Genomic DNA, 14,022 nt, shown 5'->3' on the forward strand with positions numbered 1-14,022 from the left:
TTGGTTCAGGGGATAGCGACAGCGGCTTGCAGCTTGGCCACCAGCTCCGGTTGCGGGCGGTTGCTGGCCCGTGCCAGCAGCCTGTGGGTGGCTACAGCGGCAAATACGGCCTGTACGTCCTCGGGTATCACCATGTCACGTCCGGCCAACAAGGCCCAGGCACGGGCGGCGGCCAAGAGGCCCAGGGCTGCGCGGGGCGACAGGCCATTGTGGAAGTCAGGCGCTTCGCGAGTGGCACGGCATAGGGCCTGTACATAGTCGACCAGGGCTGGTGCTACATGTACCCGGCGTACCGCGTGCTGGCTGTCGGCCAGCTCGGCCAGGCTGATCACCGGCTTGGCGTCGCGCAGCATCTCGCGCCGGTCTTCGCCCAGCAGCATGGCGCGCTCGGCCGCCACATCGGGATAGCCCAAGGTGATGCGCATCAGGAAGCGATCAAGCTGGGATTCTGGCAGCGGGAAGGTGCCTATCTGGCTGGACGGGTTCTGGGTGGCGATGACAAAGAAGGGGTCGGGCAGCTCGCGGGTTTCGCCGTCCAGGGTGACCTGCCGTTCCTCCATGGCCTCCAACAGCGCCGACTGGGTCTTGGGCGTGGCCCGGTTGATCTCGTCTGCCAACACCACCTGGCTGAATACCGGGCCGGCGTGAAAGCGGAAGGCGTGGCTGTCGCGGTCGTAGATCGAGACCCCGATCAGGTCGGCCGGCAGCATGTCGCTGGTGAACTGCACACGCTGGAAGGCAAGGCCCAGCATTGCAGCCAGGGCATGTGCGAGGGTGGTCTTGCCGACGCCCGGCACGTCCTCTATCAGCAGATGGCCCCGCGCCAGCAGGCAGGCCAGGGCCAGGCGGGTTTCGCGTGGCTTGCCCAGAATGAAGTCATCCAGCTGCGCCAGTACGGCATGCAGCGGAGCGAGCGAGATACGGCTGGGGGTGGCGGCATTCATGATATGGATTTCCCTGGAATCGGGCTTGGACGCGTAAATGGCTTATTGGTTTATATCATCACCAGCCGTAAACTGTTACGTATGGTACGGGTTCGATAGCCGGGCTGACGGCCTGTCTGCGTCCATCCCTGCCCAGAGAGACGCCTAGCGTCCACGGGAGACATATCTTGCTCAGTTGGTTGGCCCGAAAGATGGCGGGGGATGCCCCCACCGCCTATATCACTCACCCCGAGTGTGTGCTGCACAATATGGGCAGCCACCACCCCGAGTCGCCAGACCGGCTTGCGGCCATACAGGACAGGCTGATCAGCGCCGGACTGTGGGACCATCTGCTGCATGTGGCGGCGCCGCTGGTGACCCATGAGCAACTGGCACTGGTGCACCCGCCCCGCTATGTCGAGGCGCTGGAGCAGGTGTCGCCCCAGCATGGCATAGTCCATGTTGATCCCGATACCGCCATGAGCCCGCATACCCTGCAGGCGGCCTTCCGCGCCGCCGGGGCCGTGGTGAAAGCGACGGAGATGGTGCTGGCAGGCGAGGCGGCCAATGCCTTCTGTGCAGTCAGGCCGCCGGGCCACCATGCCGAGTCTCGCCGTGCCATGGGCTTTTGCTTCTTCAACAACTTGGGCGTGGGCGTGGCGCATGCGCTGTCGCGCGGCATGGAGCGCATCGCCGTGGCCGATTTTGACGTACATCACGGCAATGGCACGGAGGAGCTGTTCCATGACAATCCCCGCGTCATGATGGTCTCCATCTTCCAGTCTCCGTTCTATCCCTACTGCGGCGAGCAGCCCAGTGGCCCCAATATGCACAATGTGCCGCTCAAGGCCGGCAGCAAGGGTGAAGACCTGCGGCAGGCGGTAGAGCAGCAATGGTTGCCGGCCCTGCATGCCTTCCAGCCGCAGATGCTGTTTATCTCGGCCGGCTTCGATGCCCATCGCGAGGACGAGATGGCTAGCTTGGGCCTGCTGGAACAGGACTACGCCTGGGTGACCGAACAGTTGATGGCGGTGGCCGATCGGTACGCCGAAGGACGCGTCGTCTCGGTGCTGGAGGGGGGCTATGACCTCTCGGCGCTGGGGCGTAGTGTGGCGGCCCATGTGAAGGCGCTGGCCAGGCTGTGACGCCAACCCGGCCCACCACGCCCTGGCTGGCCTATGCGTTGCTGACGCTGACCAGCCTGTTCTGGTCGGGCAATTTCGTGGTGGCGCGGGCGACCCACGCTGCCATCCCACCCATGACGCTCAGCTTTGGACGTTGGCTAATTGCCCTGTTGATACTGCTGCCATTTGCCTATCAGCGTGTTTGGGCCGACCGCTCCCTCTACGCCGAGAACTGGCGCCGCATTGTCCTGCTGGGTGCCATCGGCGTGGCCGGCTTCAATTCGTTGGCCTATGCAGGCTTGCAGTACACCAGTGCCACCAATGCGGTGCTGACCAATAGTTTCATCCCTATCCTGATCCTGCCGCTGGGTGCCTTGTTTCTGGGCGAGCCCTTCAGTCGCCGGCAGGTGCTGGGGGTGTTGGTCAGTTTTGTGGGCGTGATGGTGATCTTCAGCCATGGGCAGCTTGGCCGGCTGCTGGCGCTGGAACTGAACCAGGGGGATATGATCCTGCTGCTGGCTGCGCTGGACTGGGCAGTCTATACCTTGCTGCTGCGCGGCCTGGATCCGCGCCTCGATCGCCTGGGCCTGCTGCTGTTGCTGGTCGTGGTGGGCCTGGTCTGCATCGCCCCGCTCTACGTCTGGGAATGGCAGCAGGGCCGCACGGTGGCGATGACGGTTGGCAACCTGGCCACCTTTGTCTACGTGGGGGTGTTTCCCTCGGTGCTGGCGTATTTGTTCTACAACTATGGGGTTCAGCAGGTGGGGCCGGGCAAGGCCGGTAGCTTTATCCACCTGATGCCAGTGTTTGGCACCCTGCTGGCCATTGCTTTTTTGGGTGAGCGCTTCGAGTGGTTTCACGCCGTGGGGATTGCCGGCATAGCTGCTGGCCTGTGGTTGTCCAGCCGGCGTGGCTAATGTGCTTGTTGAGACGAATGCATGGGCCGAATGGCCTAAGTGGATAACAAACTCTAGAATCGCCCCAGATTGCGGCATAACGACGAGGAAGCACTGTGCGCCTGACCTATCCTGCCTACCTGCTCCAACTTTGCAGCCTGATGTTGCTGTCGCTTCTGTCCGCCTGTGGCGGTGGCGCGCCGGATTCTGCCGGCCCGGTGACACCGCAACCCGTCCCGCCGGTTTACCAGGTGCAGCTCTATGCCGATGCCACGGCACTGGGCTCGGCCGGCCAGACCGAGGTACTGCTGACGGCCGTTGTGAAGGACAGCGCCAACAAGGTGGTTGCGGGCCAGACGGTGAGCTTCAGCAGTGATTCCGGCACACTCAAGAATATTGAAGCACTGAGTGACGACGACGGCACTGCCACGGCCGTACTCAGCACCGCCGGCAATCCGGCCAACCGCACCATTACGGTAACGGCCGCCCTGGGCAATAACAGCGACCGGGTAGAGCTGGCCGTGCAGGGCACGGCACTGGTCGTCAGCGGCAATCTGGGAGTTGCACTCAACCAGAGCACCACGCTGGACGTGATGCTGACCGATTCGGCCGGGCAGGGGCTGGCCAATCGGGCGGTGACCATCAGCAGTCTCAAGGGCAACACCGTGCCGGCCAGCGTGACTACGAATACCAGTGGTCGGGCCAGCGTGACCGTGATCGGCCGGGTGATCGGTAGCGATACCCTGAGTTTCAGTGCCTTGGGCGCCAGCACCACGGCCACCTTGCTCACCAGCAGTACCCAGCAGTTCAGCTTTGGCCTCAACACCAGCCAGGTGGTGGTGGGCAGCGAGGCCTTGTTGACAGCCGTCTACAGCCGAGACGGCATCGCCCAGGCCAATGTGCCGGTCAGTTTCTCGGTCTCGCGCGGTGCCATTACTGCTACGGCAACCACCAACGCGCTGGGCGAGGCGGTGGCGTTCTTCAACTCGCTGGATGCCGGCCCGGTGACGGTAACCGCGCAGGCGCCTGGTTTTAGTGGCCAGTTTAGCTTTGACGTGATTGCCACCCTGCCGTCCAGGGTGACGCTGCAATCGAGCCGCAGCACGCTGGCATTTGCCGAGCAGGCCGACCTGGTGGCGACTCTGCGCGATGCGCGCGGCAACCTGGTAGCCGGCAAGGATGTAGAGTTCACCCTGACTCAGGACACCACCGGCGGTACCTTGTCGGCTGCCGTGGTCAAGGCCAACGCGGTAGGGCAGGCGACAGTGCGCTATACCGCCGGCCGGGTTGCCTCTGGCCAGAACGGGGTGACCATTACCGCCAGGGTCAAGGAGACCCCCAGTGTCAGCGGCAGCACCTTGCTGACGGTGGCGCAGAGTGGCCTGGCCGTGGCGCTGGTGCAAGACAATCTGCTGGGGCGCGATACAGACAACAACAATATGTACCGCAAGCAGCTGACTGCCATCGTGAGCGATGCGGCGGGGAATCCGGTCGGCAACCAGGTAGTGGAGTTTCGGGTCAGGCCGGTGGCGTATTACAAGGGATCGATGGTGACCGGGGCGCAGACCTGGGTGGCCGGCTACAGCCTGACCAGTGGCGATCCAGGCACCACAGGGCTGGGTACGTTTGCCTGCAACAACGAGGATCTGGATCTCGACGGCTTCCTGGATGCTGGCGAGGATGTGAACGGCAACGGCCGGCTTGACCCGATACCAGGTGAGATAGTCACCCGTACCGTGGTGACCGATGCCAATGGCCAGGCCCAGGTTTACCTCAGCTATGCCAGGGAGCGTAGCCTATGGCTGGATGTGCAGGTCGATGCCTATGTCGGCGCCGTGGGCACCGACGGGCCGCGTGCCAGCCGAGTATTGCCCTTGGGTGTGCTGGTTGACGATGTCAGTGACCTGACCATCCGCGCACCCAATGCGGTTAGCCCGTTTGGTGTGGGGACCAGTTGCACCAGTGCCAATTGATAGGAGGCCGCGGCTGATGATCGCGGCCATATTAGCCACCGCAGGCAGGAGCCAATGTGAACGACACCATACACCCCGAAGCACAGCCTTTCATGCCCAAGCAGGCATACAGCCGGCGCGAGTTCGTGACGACGACGCTGGCAACCGGTTTCGCCCTGGCGGTGCTGCCGGATGCCCAGGCCACAGTGATCAATACCCCGCTTGATGGCCTGGTTGCCGGAGAGGTCAAGATACCGGTAGCGGGCGGGGACATGCCAGCCTATCGCGCCATGCCGGACGGTGCGGGGCCTTTCCCCACCGTGCTGGTGGTGCAGGAAATATTTGGTGTGCACGAGCATATCCGCGAGGTGTGCCGCCGTTTTGCCAAGGCTGGCTATTTTGCGGTGGCGCCGGAGCTGTATGCCCGTCAGGGTGATGTGTCCAAGCTGCCCGATGTGAAGTCCATCGTGGATACCGTGGTGTCCAAGGTGCCGGATGCCCAGGTGATGGATGACCTGGACAGGACGGTGGCGTGGGCCAAGGGGACAGGCAAGGCGGCGACCGACAAGCTGGGCGTGACCGGCTTTTGCTGGGGTGGCCGCATCACCTGGCTGTATGCTGCCCACAATCCCAAGCTCAAGGCTGGCGTGGCCTGGTATGGCCGGCTGGTGGGCGAGGCCAAGCCACCCATCAACCCCCGGCATCCGCTGGACGTGGTGGCCGAACTCAAGGCGCCGGTACTGGGCTTGTATGGCGGTGCGGACAACGGCATCCCGAACGACACGGTGGAACAGATGCGCGCGGCCCTGAAGACTGCCGGCAAGCCCAGCGAGATTGTGCTCTACCCGGATATGCCCCATGGCTTCCATGCCGACTACCGGCCTACCTACCGCAAGGAGGCGGCGGATGATGGCTGGAAGCGGCTGTTGGCGTGGTTCAAGCAGAACGGCGTGAATTGATCGCAACGGCTTAGGACAAGCGCACTGCCTGGCAGTGCGCTTTTTTTATGGGTGTTGGCTGAGGCTATTGGTACTGCTGCGATCGGCGTTCGTCGCATGCGTGTCGTCGTTGATCCCTGCGGCATTGCCGGGCGGGATGCCTGGCCCTAGAGTGGCATCCAGCAACCATCCTGGAGTAAGCCAGCAATGAACCAGCCCGCCCTGCAACTGAGCAACCTGACCAAGCGATTTGGTGAGCGTACCGCTGTCGATAACCTCAATCTCAATATCGAGGCGGGGTGCTTCTATGCCTTGTTGGGGCATAACGGTGCGGGTAAGTCCACCACCTTGAGGATGATAGCGGGCCTGAGCCGGCCAGATTTCGGCAATGTGCGCATCCTGGGCCAGGACATGGCCATCCATCCCGAGGCCGCCAAGCAGCCCCTGGCTTTTCTGCCCGATGAGCCGCTGCTCTACGGCAAGCTGCGGCCGCTGGAGTATCTGGAATACGTGGCAGGCCTGTGGGCCATCCCGGCACTGCAGGCGGAAGCAAGAGCCCGTGAGCTGCTGGAATGGACAGATCTGTGGAAGCATCGTGGTGAATACTGCGAGGGCTTCTCGCGCGGCATGCAGCAGAAGCTGGCGCTATGCGGCGCGTTGATACACGAACCCAAGCTGCTGCTGCTGGATGAGCCCCTGACCGGTCTGGATGTGGCCGCCGCCCGCCAGGTAAAGGACCTGCTGCAGGCCAAGGTGCGCGAGGGCTGCACGGTGATACTGACCACCCATATCCTGGAAGTGGCGGAAAAACTGGCCGAGGTCATAGGCGTGATTGCCCAGGGCCGCCTGATTGCCGAGGGAACGCTGACCGAGCTGCGGGAGCGCATAGGTCGTGGCGATGCCAGCCTGGAGGACATCTTCCTGCATCTGCATGACGAGGTGGCAGCATGAATCTGCAAGCCAAGCCCGGCTCGGTAGCCTGGTTGCTGAAATGGGATTTGATCCAGCTGTGGAACTGGCTGGGCACCACCAGCGAGCGGCGTATCGGCAAGCGCTATGCCTGGCTGTCCCGGCTGGTGCTCCTGGTGCTGCTGCATATGCCGGCGCTGCTGATACTGCTGCTGCCTGCACCGGAGCGGCGCTCCGACGATGTCAAGCTGGCGATCGACATCGCCATGACCTTTCTGGCCTGCATGCTGTTTCTGTCGATGACCTTCATGGCCATCTATACCGCCGTCACGGCGCTGGGCGAGCGTAAATACACCGAGCTGGTGCTGACCAGCCCCTTGCCCGAACGTACCTTGGGGCGCTGGTTCATTGCCAGCAACGCAATGGGTACGCTGGTGGGTTTTCCGCTGTTTGTGCTGCCCTTCGTGAATGTGCTGGTCTGCTTTGGCAAGCCACAGGCCTTGCTGGTCTACCTGAGCATTGCTGGTTATGCCCTGACTGCCGCCAGCATAGGGGTATTGGTGGCATTTGGCCTGCAACGCCTTCTGGGGCCGGCCCGGGCCAAGCGCTATGTGGGTTTGATCGGGATCGTGCTGCTGTTGACCAGCGGCGTGGTCATCAGCCTGGGCATGAAGATGCTTAAGGCCGCTCAGCTGACACCGCAGCCCTGGCACAAGTTTGTTGCTGGCACGGTAGCAGGCGAGTGGCTGCCCACGCTGGTGGTGCTGCTACTGGGGCTGGCGCTCTGGCTTGGCCTGGCGCGGTTTGCGGCCCGTGGCGTCAAGATGGCGGCCGAGACCCAGGTGGTGGCTGCCGCACCGGTGAATGACAAGCCACTGCGCTTCGAGGTATCGCCCGTGCGGGCGCTGCTGAACAAGGAATGGCGCCTGATGCTGCGTTACCCCATGCTGGCCATGAACCTGGCCAACCCGGTGATGATGCTGATTTTCCCCCTTATGCATGTGCTGGAAGGCAAGGGTGCCTGGCATGAGGCGCTGGACATGACCGTGGCGTTCTCTGGCGGCATGGCAGCCATGACCGCTCATTCGCTGTGCTGGGCCGCCAGTTCGCTGGATGAATCGCCAGCCCTGCTGTGGTCTGCCCCCATGCAGCGTGAGCGCTGGCGCCGCTGGCAGTTGCTGGCGGGCTTGCTGCCTACCTGGCTGGCCATGCTGCCGGTGCTGGCCATCGTGGCCTGGGTGGCGCCGCTCAAGGCGGTGGGCCTGGCGGTGGTGGCTGTCGCGGCTGGTATAGGTGGTGGTCTGCTAGCGCAAAGTTTTTATCGCCCGGTGGCCAAGCATGAACGCAATATGCAATACGGCATGCGCACCCCCCAGGTGATCATCATGATGCTGTATGGTGCGGCCTGGGGGGGCGTATCGACCGCGCTGAACGGCTTTGCCCTGGGCCTGGTCCTGCTGCCCTTTGTGCTGGGCCTGCCCGCCTGGTTGCTGATGCGTATGGAAGACCGCGAATACCTGTATGACTGACACCACTTTTTACTGGCACGACTACGAGACCTTTGGCATAGACCCCAAGCTGGACAGGCCGGCCCAGTTTGCCGGGGTCCGTACCGACCTGGAGCTGAACCCCATAGGCGAGCCAGTCGAGCTGTTCTGCCAGCCCAGCGACGACTTTCTGCCCGATCCGGTTTCGGTGCTGATTACCGGCATCACCCCGCAGCAGGCGCGCGAGCGCGGGGTGGGCGAGCCGGAGTTCGTCGGCCGCATTCATGCCGAGCTGGCGCAGCCAGGCACCTGTGGGCTGGGCTATAACACCCTGCGTTTCGACGACGAGCTGACCCGCCATCTGTTCTGGCGCAATCTCTACGACCCCTATGGCCGCGAATGGCAGAACGGCGGCTCGCGCTGGGATTTGCTTGATTGCGTGCGCGCCGCCTTTGCCTTCAGGCCAGAGGGCATACACTGGCCACGCCATGAGGATGGCCGGGTATCGTTCAAGCTGGAGCAACTGACCCAGGCCAACGGCCTGGCGCACGCGGCAGCGCATGATGCACTCAGCGACGTTTACGCCACCATAGCCTTTGCCAAGCTGGTCAAGACCCAGCAGCCCCGCCTGTTCGACTTCTGCTTCAAGCTGCGCAAAAAGGATGCGGTGGCGGCCGAGATCGGCCTGCTGGATGGCCATGCCTTCCTGCATGTCTCGGGCATGTATCCCACCGCCCAGGGTTGCCTGGCACCGGTGGCTGCGCTGGGCTGGCACCCCAGCAACAAGAACGAACTGGCGGTGTGGGACTTGCAATACGACCCGACCGAACTGTTCGACCTCGATGCCGAACAGATACGGACACGCATGTTCACCCGCAGTGCCGATCTGGCCGAGGGCGTAACGCGCTTGCCGGTCAAGACCATACACCTGAACAAGTCGCCCGTCGTGGTGGGCAATACCCGCACCCTGACGGCCGAGCGGGCAGAGCAGCTACAGCTGGACATGAAGCTGGCCCAGCAGCATGCCGCCAAGCTGGCGACATTGCTGCAGCAGCACGGCAAACGCCTGGGTAATACCTTCAAGCAGGTCTACAGCCGCGATACCCCGCTGGCCCGGCGTGATATCGATGCCGCACTGTACGAAGGCTTTATCGGCGATGGCGACCGGCGCCGGCTGGATAAGGCACGACAGGCCAGCCCGCAGGACCTGGCGGGCATGGCGGTGAGCTTTGACGACGAGCGCCTGGGTGAACTGCTGTTCCGCTACCGGGCTCGCAATTGGCCAGACAGCCTGAGCGAAAACGAGCGGGCTCGCTGGCAGGCACACCGCTCGGAGCGGTTGCTGGACGGTGCCCATGGCGGGCTCAGCCTGGCCGAGTTGGACGCCAAGCTGAGCGCCCTGCGGCTGGAACGTGCCGACGAGCCTGCGGCACTGGCCTTGCTGGATGCTGTGGCGGCGTTTGCTAAGGAACAAGAGATCGGGTTGCGGGCATGATTTCGACCCATTGCTGCGAAGAGCGCTGAAGTAGCAAGACGCTTGTTACTTCGCGGCAAACAGAGCATCGAATAGCGCCAAGCAATGCTTGGCCGTATTGCTGCAAGCACTGGGTAGGCTGGTAGGGGACGACCAGGCTCACCAACGGCTTCAGCTTGGCCGCCGGCGCGCTATCATGGCGGCATCCCTTTCTGTCGAGTCCTCCATGCACAACATCCTGCTTACTGGCGTCAATGGCCAGGTTGGTTTTGAGCTCAAGCGCAGCCTGCAAGGGCTGGGTACCGTCCATGCGCCGGGCCGGGAGGGCCTGGATCTGACCCGGCCTGATGCCATTCGTGAGTTGGTGCGGGCGCTCAAGCCCACGCTGATTGTCAACCCGGCGGCCTATACGGCGGTGGACAAGGCCGAGAGCGAAGCTGAGCTGGCCTATGCCATCAATGCCACCGCCGCTGGGGTGCTGGCGGAGGAGGCCAAGCGCCTGGGGGTGCCGCTGATCCATTACTCCACCGACTATGTCTACTCGGGCGAGGGCAGCCAGCCCTGGCGGGAGGATGATGCGGTCGCGCCGCCCAATGTTTATGGCGCCAGTAAGCTGGCCGGCGAGGAAGCCATACGGGCCAGCGGCTGCGATCACCTGATTCTGCGCACCAGTTGGGTGTACGGGGCGCGGGGCAAGAACTTCCTGCTGACCATGCTCAAGTTTGGCCGCGAGCGCGACAGCATGAGTATCGTGGCGGACCAGATCGGTGCGCCAACCTGGAGCCGCAGCATTGCCGACATCACTGCCCATATCGTGGCGGGCCGGCCTGATTGGGAGGGTGTCAGCGGGGTGTACCACCTGGTCAATGCCGGCGAAACCAGCTGGCACGGCTTTGCCGAGGCGATCTTCAAGCTGGCGGCGGAGCGTGGCGACAAGGTGCCGACTACGCTGGCTGCCATTGCCACCGAGGCTTACCCCACGCCGGCCAAGCGGCCCAAGAATTCGCGCCTGCAGCTGGATAAGCTGCACGACACCTTTGGCCTGGTGCCACCCGACTGGGAAGAGGCACTCAAGCTCTGCTTTGACACCGTGGCCTGAGTCCGTGGGCGCGCTACTGACACCGGGAGTGAATATGGGCAAGTTTATTGGCCACGGCCTGCTATTGGCCCTGCTGTGCCTGGCTGGCGTGCAGGCGGCAGAGCCGGGTGCCGAGAAGCGCCAGGCCATACAGACCTTGATCGATACACTCAATCTCAAGGCCATGGGGCCGCAGATGATGCAGCAACTGGCTGGGCAAGGTGAGGCCATCATGCGGCAGACGGCGCTGGGCGTGATCGACGCCAATGCCGAGCTGAGCGAAGCACAGCGGGCTGAGGCCCGCCAGATGCTGGAGCGCGAGCTGCCCGGACTGGCCATGGAACTGAATGTCAGCCTGGCCAAGCTGGATCTGAGCCCTATCGTCAACGAGGTGATCTTCAGCGTTTACGGCAAGCATTTCGAGACGGCGGAGATACGCGACATGACGGCCTTCTATCGATCTCCCACTGGCCGCAAGGTCCTGCGCCTGTTGCCGCAAGTGACGCAGGAATCCATGCAACTGAGCATGGAGCGTATCGCGCCCCTTGCCGAGGAAGCGGCACGCAAGACAGTGTTGCGCTGGCAGGAGGGGCGCAAGGGGGCAGGGCGTATTTGACCGGCGGGTCAGGCTGGGAGCGGCATGCTTCTTAAAGCCGCCAGCGCAAGGCCAGGCTCAGGCTGCGCTCGGTTTGGCGGCTGGGTGTTGACAGCAGTTGCCGGGCAGGCCGTTCGCTGCGCAGTACGAGGCCTTCTGCCATCACACTCAGGCTATCGCGCCAGGGCCAGCTGTAGGCCAAGGCCAGCGCCTGCCCGTGCTCGCCATTGGGGTCTTCCGGCAGACGGTCGCGCTCGCGGCTGCTGAAATAGTCGTAGCGCACGGCCAGCTTGCCGCTGCCCAGGGGGTGGGCTGCCAGCACATAAGCGGAACGATAGGCCGCATTGACGGCATTGCGTCCCATCACCGTACTGCCGGCCAGCCACTGGCTGAGGATTTCCCATTCCTGATCGGGGCGCCAACGCAGGGCTAGCTGCTTGAAGCGGGTGGTCCAGGCGTATTGGCCTCGGTTCACCACCAGGGGGTCGGCGCGATTGTCGTAGTGAAAGGCTGAGAGTTCGAGGCGGCCGCCATAACCATAGTGCAGGCCAGCGTGATAGCCCCATCGGCCATCCAACTCGCGGAAGTTGTCTACCCTTGAGTCCTGCTTGGCTATGCGGCCATCGTCGCGGTAGACGGGCAGGTCTGGCAGGGGCAGCTTTTCTGTCAGGCCGGTGATGCGGTCGCCCACCCCCCAGCCGCGCCAGGCGATCAGCGTTCCAGCCGGGTCATTGCCCTTGAAGGCGGCCAGGCTGAGGCTGATGTCGTGAGGCGAGCCAGCAAAGCGGCCAGGGCGGGCCAGAGTGTATTCCAGCCCTATCGTGCGTAACTCCTCGCCTATCCAGCTGTTGATGGCGGAGGCTGATAGCGTGCGGGTGGTTGTCCAGCCCAGCCCGTCATGTTCCAGGCTGACGGCAGGAAAGAAGGCACCTACCTTGGCGCTGTGGCGCCAGGGGCCGGTAGGCAGGGGTTTCCAGCGTAGCCAGGCTTCGCTGACATCAAATGCACTGGCGCGATCGTCGGCCAGGTTGATGACGGCCTGGGCGCTGACGGTGTCGGCCAGCTCGCCGCGCAGCAATAGCATGGCCTGGCCCAGGCGCAAGCCATCGTGGCGGGCATCATGGCGTTGCTTGCCCAGGCCGCCTTCCAGCCAGCCTTGCGGGCTGTTGCTGTAGACCAGCCTTTGGTCCAGCAAACCCTCGACTTCCAGGGCATAGGCTGGGGCGAGCAGGGTAAGGCAGGCTAGCGTTCTGGCCAGTGTGGGCGACACCTGCATCCTCCTGAGGTTTACATGGCGCTTGGTCGATCAATACTGCGCGCCATGACGTTATGTAGGAATCATAGACCAGCCGACCAGCGTAGCGCCGCCACGGGCACCTGCCAAAAGCCCTGCTTGCGTCGCCATGCAAGCTGCGCGTGTAGAAGCGGTAGCGCCTACATGGCCTTGGCGATGATCTCCTTCATGATCTCGCTGGAGCCTGCGTAGATGCGCGCCACCCTGGCAGAGGCCCATAGCCGCCCTATGGGGTACTCGGCCATATAGCCGTAGCCGCCAAACAGCTGCAGGCTGCGGTCGGCCACCCGGCCCAGCAGCTCCGATGTCCACAGCTTGGCCTCGGCGGCATCTACTGCATCCAGCGCGCCCAGGTTGTATTCCGTGACCAGCCTATCCAGGTAGACCTGGCCGACATCCAGCTCGGTCTTCATGGCGGCCAGCTCGAAACGGGTGTTCTGGAAGTCGATCAGGCGCTGACCAAAGGCCCGGCGTTCCTTGACGTAGTCCAGTGCCAGGTTCAGGGCGGCCTGCGCTGCAGCATGGGCGCCGATGGCGCATGTCAGCCGCTCGGGCGCCAGCATGCGCATCAGCAGTTTGAAGCCCTGGTGGGCTTCGCCCAACAGGCCATCCTTGGGTACCTTGACATCACGAAAGAACAGCTCTGCCGTGTCCTGGCTGTGCTGGCCGATTTTGTCCAGCTTGCGGCCCACCTCAAACCCGGCCCAGCCTTTTTCGACCAGGAACAGCGACAGGCCGCGTTTCTCGGTGGGGTGGGTACGGGCAGCGACGATGACCAGGTCGCTATGCACGCCGTTGGAGATAAAGGTCTTGCTGCCGTTGAGCAGCCAGTGGTCGGCATGCTCCACCGCCTGGGTCTGGATGCCGGCCAGGTCGCTACCAGTATTGGGTTCGGTCATGGCAACGGCCAGCACGCACTCGCCTGACACCACACCGGGCAGATAGCGCTGCTTCTGTGTCTCGGTACCGAACTCGTCGATGTAGGGGGCCACCAGCGAGGAGTGCAGGCCCATGGCAAGACCCCATTCGTTGGCGTAGCCTAGCTCCTCTGCCACGATCTGGTCGTAGCGGTAGTCGCGGCAGCCTGCGCCACCGTAGGCCTCGTCGACAAAAGTGGCCAGAAAGCCCAGCTCGCCAGCGCGGCGCCAGATGGCGCGGGGCACCATGCCGGCGGTTTCCCAGCCGCGCTGGTGGGGTATGACTTCTTCAGCCAGCCAGCGGCGGAAGTTGTCACGGAACAGATCGTGTTCGGGTTCGAAATGGCGGCGTGGCAGCATGTTGTCTCTTTCTCTCCATGGTTTGCTGGGCGCGGGGCAGATAAGCACCACGGTGCGTTTGATTATTGGCTGGAT

Annotated in this window: 12 protein-coding genes; 9 read left to right on the forward strand and 3 right to left on the reverse strand. The window is 63.5% G+C overall.

The features are described from left to right. Positions 1-5 precede the first annotated feature (5 nt). Positions 6-944 (reverse strand): AAA family ATPase, encoded by a 939-nt coding sequence (locus tag QQK16_RS19955; protein WP_284198254.1) that lies wholly within the window; start codon positions 942-944, stop codon positions 6-8. A gap of 167 nt (positions 945-1,111) precedes the next feature. Here QQK16_RS19955 and QQK16_RS19960 point away from each other — a divergent pair, with 167 nt between their 5' ends. The 9 genes from QQK16_RS19960 (at position 1,112) to QQK16_RS20000 (ending at position 11,397) form a co-directional block, all read left to right on the forward strand. Continuing rightward, positions 1,112-2,068 carry a histone deacetylase family protein gene (locus QQK16_RS19960; protein WP_308447089.1) on the forward strand — a complete coding sequence of 319 codons (957 nt, stop codon included), beginning with the start codon at positions 1,112-1,114 and terminating at the stop codon, positions 2,066-2,068. Next, positions 2,065-2,964, forward strand: a complete 900-nt coding sequence (locus QQK16_RS19965) for a DMT family transporter (protein ID WP_284198255.1) — start codon at positions 2,065-2,067, stop codon at positions 2,962-2,964. The genes QQK16_RS19960 and QQK16_RS19965 overlap by 4 nt, the downstream gene beginning before the upstream one ends. Before the next feature lie 95 nt (positions 2,965-3,059). Continuing rightward, positions 3,060-4,916: an Ig-like domain-containing protein gene (locus QQK16_RS19970; protein ID WP_284198256.1), complete on the forward strand. Its 1,857-nt coding sequence runs from the start codon at positions 3,060-3,062 to the stop codon at positions 4,914-4,916. A 56-nt stretch (positions 4,917-4,972) separates the two neighbouring features. Beyond that, the gene (locus QQK16_RS19975) at positions 4,973-5,854 is read left to right on the forward strand and encodes a dienelactone hydrolase family protein (RefSeq protein ID WP_308447090.1); all 882 of its coding nucleotides are present in this window, start codon (positions 4,973-4,975) and stop codon (positions 5,852-5,854) included. 186 nt (positions 5,855-6,040) lie between these two features. Then, complete coding sequence (locus QQK16_RS19980) at positions 6,041-6,784, forward strand: ABC transporter ATP-binding protein (RefSeq protein ID WP_284198257.1); 744 nt, start codon at positions 6,041-6,043, stop codon at positions 6,782-6,784. Next, positions 6,781-8,271 carry a hypothetical protein gene (locus QQK16_RS19985; RefSeq protein ID WP_284198258.1) on the forward strand — a complete coding sequence of 497 codons (1,491 nt, stop codon included), beginning with the start codon at positions 6,781-6,783 and terminating at the stop codon, positions 8,269-8,271. The genes QQK16_RS19980 and QQK16_RS19985 overlap by 4 nt, the downstream gene beginning before the upstream one ends. Continuing rightward, entirely contained in the window at positions 8,264-9,724 is a 1,461-nt protein-coding gene (gene sbcB, locus QQK16_RS19990; RefSeq protein ID WP_284198259.1) for an exodeoxyribonuclease I, read from the forward strand. The genes QQK16_RS19985 and sbcB overlap by 8 nt, the downstream gene beginning before the upstream one ends. Before the next feature lie 205 nt (positions 9,725-9,929). Further along, a complete protein-coding gene (gene rfbD / locus QQK16_RS19995; RefSeq protein ID WP_284198260.1) occupies positions 9,930-10,802 on the forward strand; it encodes a dTDP-4-dehydrorhamnose reductase in 873 nt (290 codons plus the stop codon). A 34-nt stretch (positions 10,803-10,836) separates the two neighbouring features. Further along, a complete protein-coding gene (locus tag QQK16_RS20000; RefSeq protein WP_284198261.1) occupies positions 10,837-11,397 on the forward strand; it encodes a DUF2059 domain-containing protein in 561 nt (186 codons plus the stop codon). A 31-nt stretch (positions 11,398-11,428) separates the two neighbouring features. On the opposite strand, the gene QQK16_RS20005 is transcribed toward QQK16_RS20000, so the two are convergent. Both QQK16_RS20005 and QQK16_RS20010 read right to left on the reverse strand, forming a co-directional pair. Next, entirely contained in the window at positions 11,429-12,646 is a 1,218-nt protein-coding gene (locus tag QQK16_RS20005; RefSeq protein ID WP_284198262.1) for a hypothetical protein, read from the reverse strand. 164 nt (positions 12,647-12,810) lie between these two features. Then, positions 12,811-13,947, reverse strand: coding sequence for an acyl-CoA dehydrogenase family protein (locus tag QQK16_RS20010; protein WP_284198263.1), 1,137 nt, complete (start codon positions 13,945-13,947; stop codon positions 12,811-12,813). Between the last annotated feature and the right edge of the window lie 75 nt (positions 13,948-14,022).

The organism is Chitinimonas prasina, assembly GCF_030160395.1.
Classification (GTDB): Bacteria; Pseudomonadota; Gammaproteobacteria; order Burkholderiales; family Chitinimonadaceae; genus Chitinimonas; species Chitinimonas prasina.

Bases quoted from the DNA above. Each gene is read 5' to 3' on its own strand.
- QQK16_RS19955 (WP_284198254.1), bottom strand. From the start codon at position 944: ATGAATGCCGCCACCCCCAGCCGTATCTCGCTCGCTCCGCTGCATGCC.
- QQK16_RS19980 (WP_284198257.1), top strand. From the start codon at position 6,041: ATGAACCAGCCCGCCCTGCAACTGAGCAACCTGACCAAGCGATTTGGT.
- QQK16_RS19985 (WP_284198258.1), top strand. From the start codon at position 6,781: ATGAATCTGCAAGCCAAGCCCGGCTCGGTAGCCTGGTTGCTGAAATGG.
- sbcB (WP_284198259.1), top strand. From the start codon at position 8,264: ATGACTGACACCACTTTTTACTGGCACGACTACGAGACCTTTGGCATA.
- rfbD (WP_284198260.1), top strand. From the start codon at position 9,930: ATGCACAACATCCTGCTTACTGGCGTCAATGGCCAGGTTGGTTTTGAG.
- QQK16_RS20000 (WP_284198261.1), top strand. From the start codon at position 10,837: ATGGGCAAGTTTATTGGCCACGGCCTGCTATTGGCCCTGCTGTGCCTG.
- QQK16_RS20010 (WP_284198263.1), bottom strand. From the start codon at position 13,947: ATGCTGCCACGCCGCCATTTCGAACCCGAACACGATCTGTTCCGTGAC.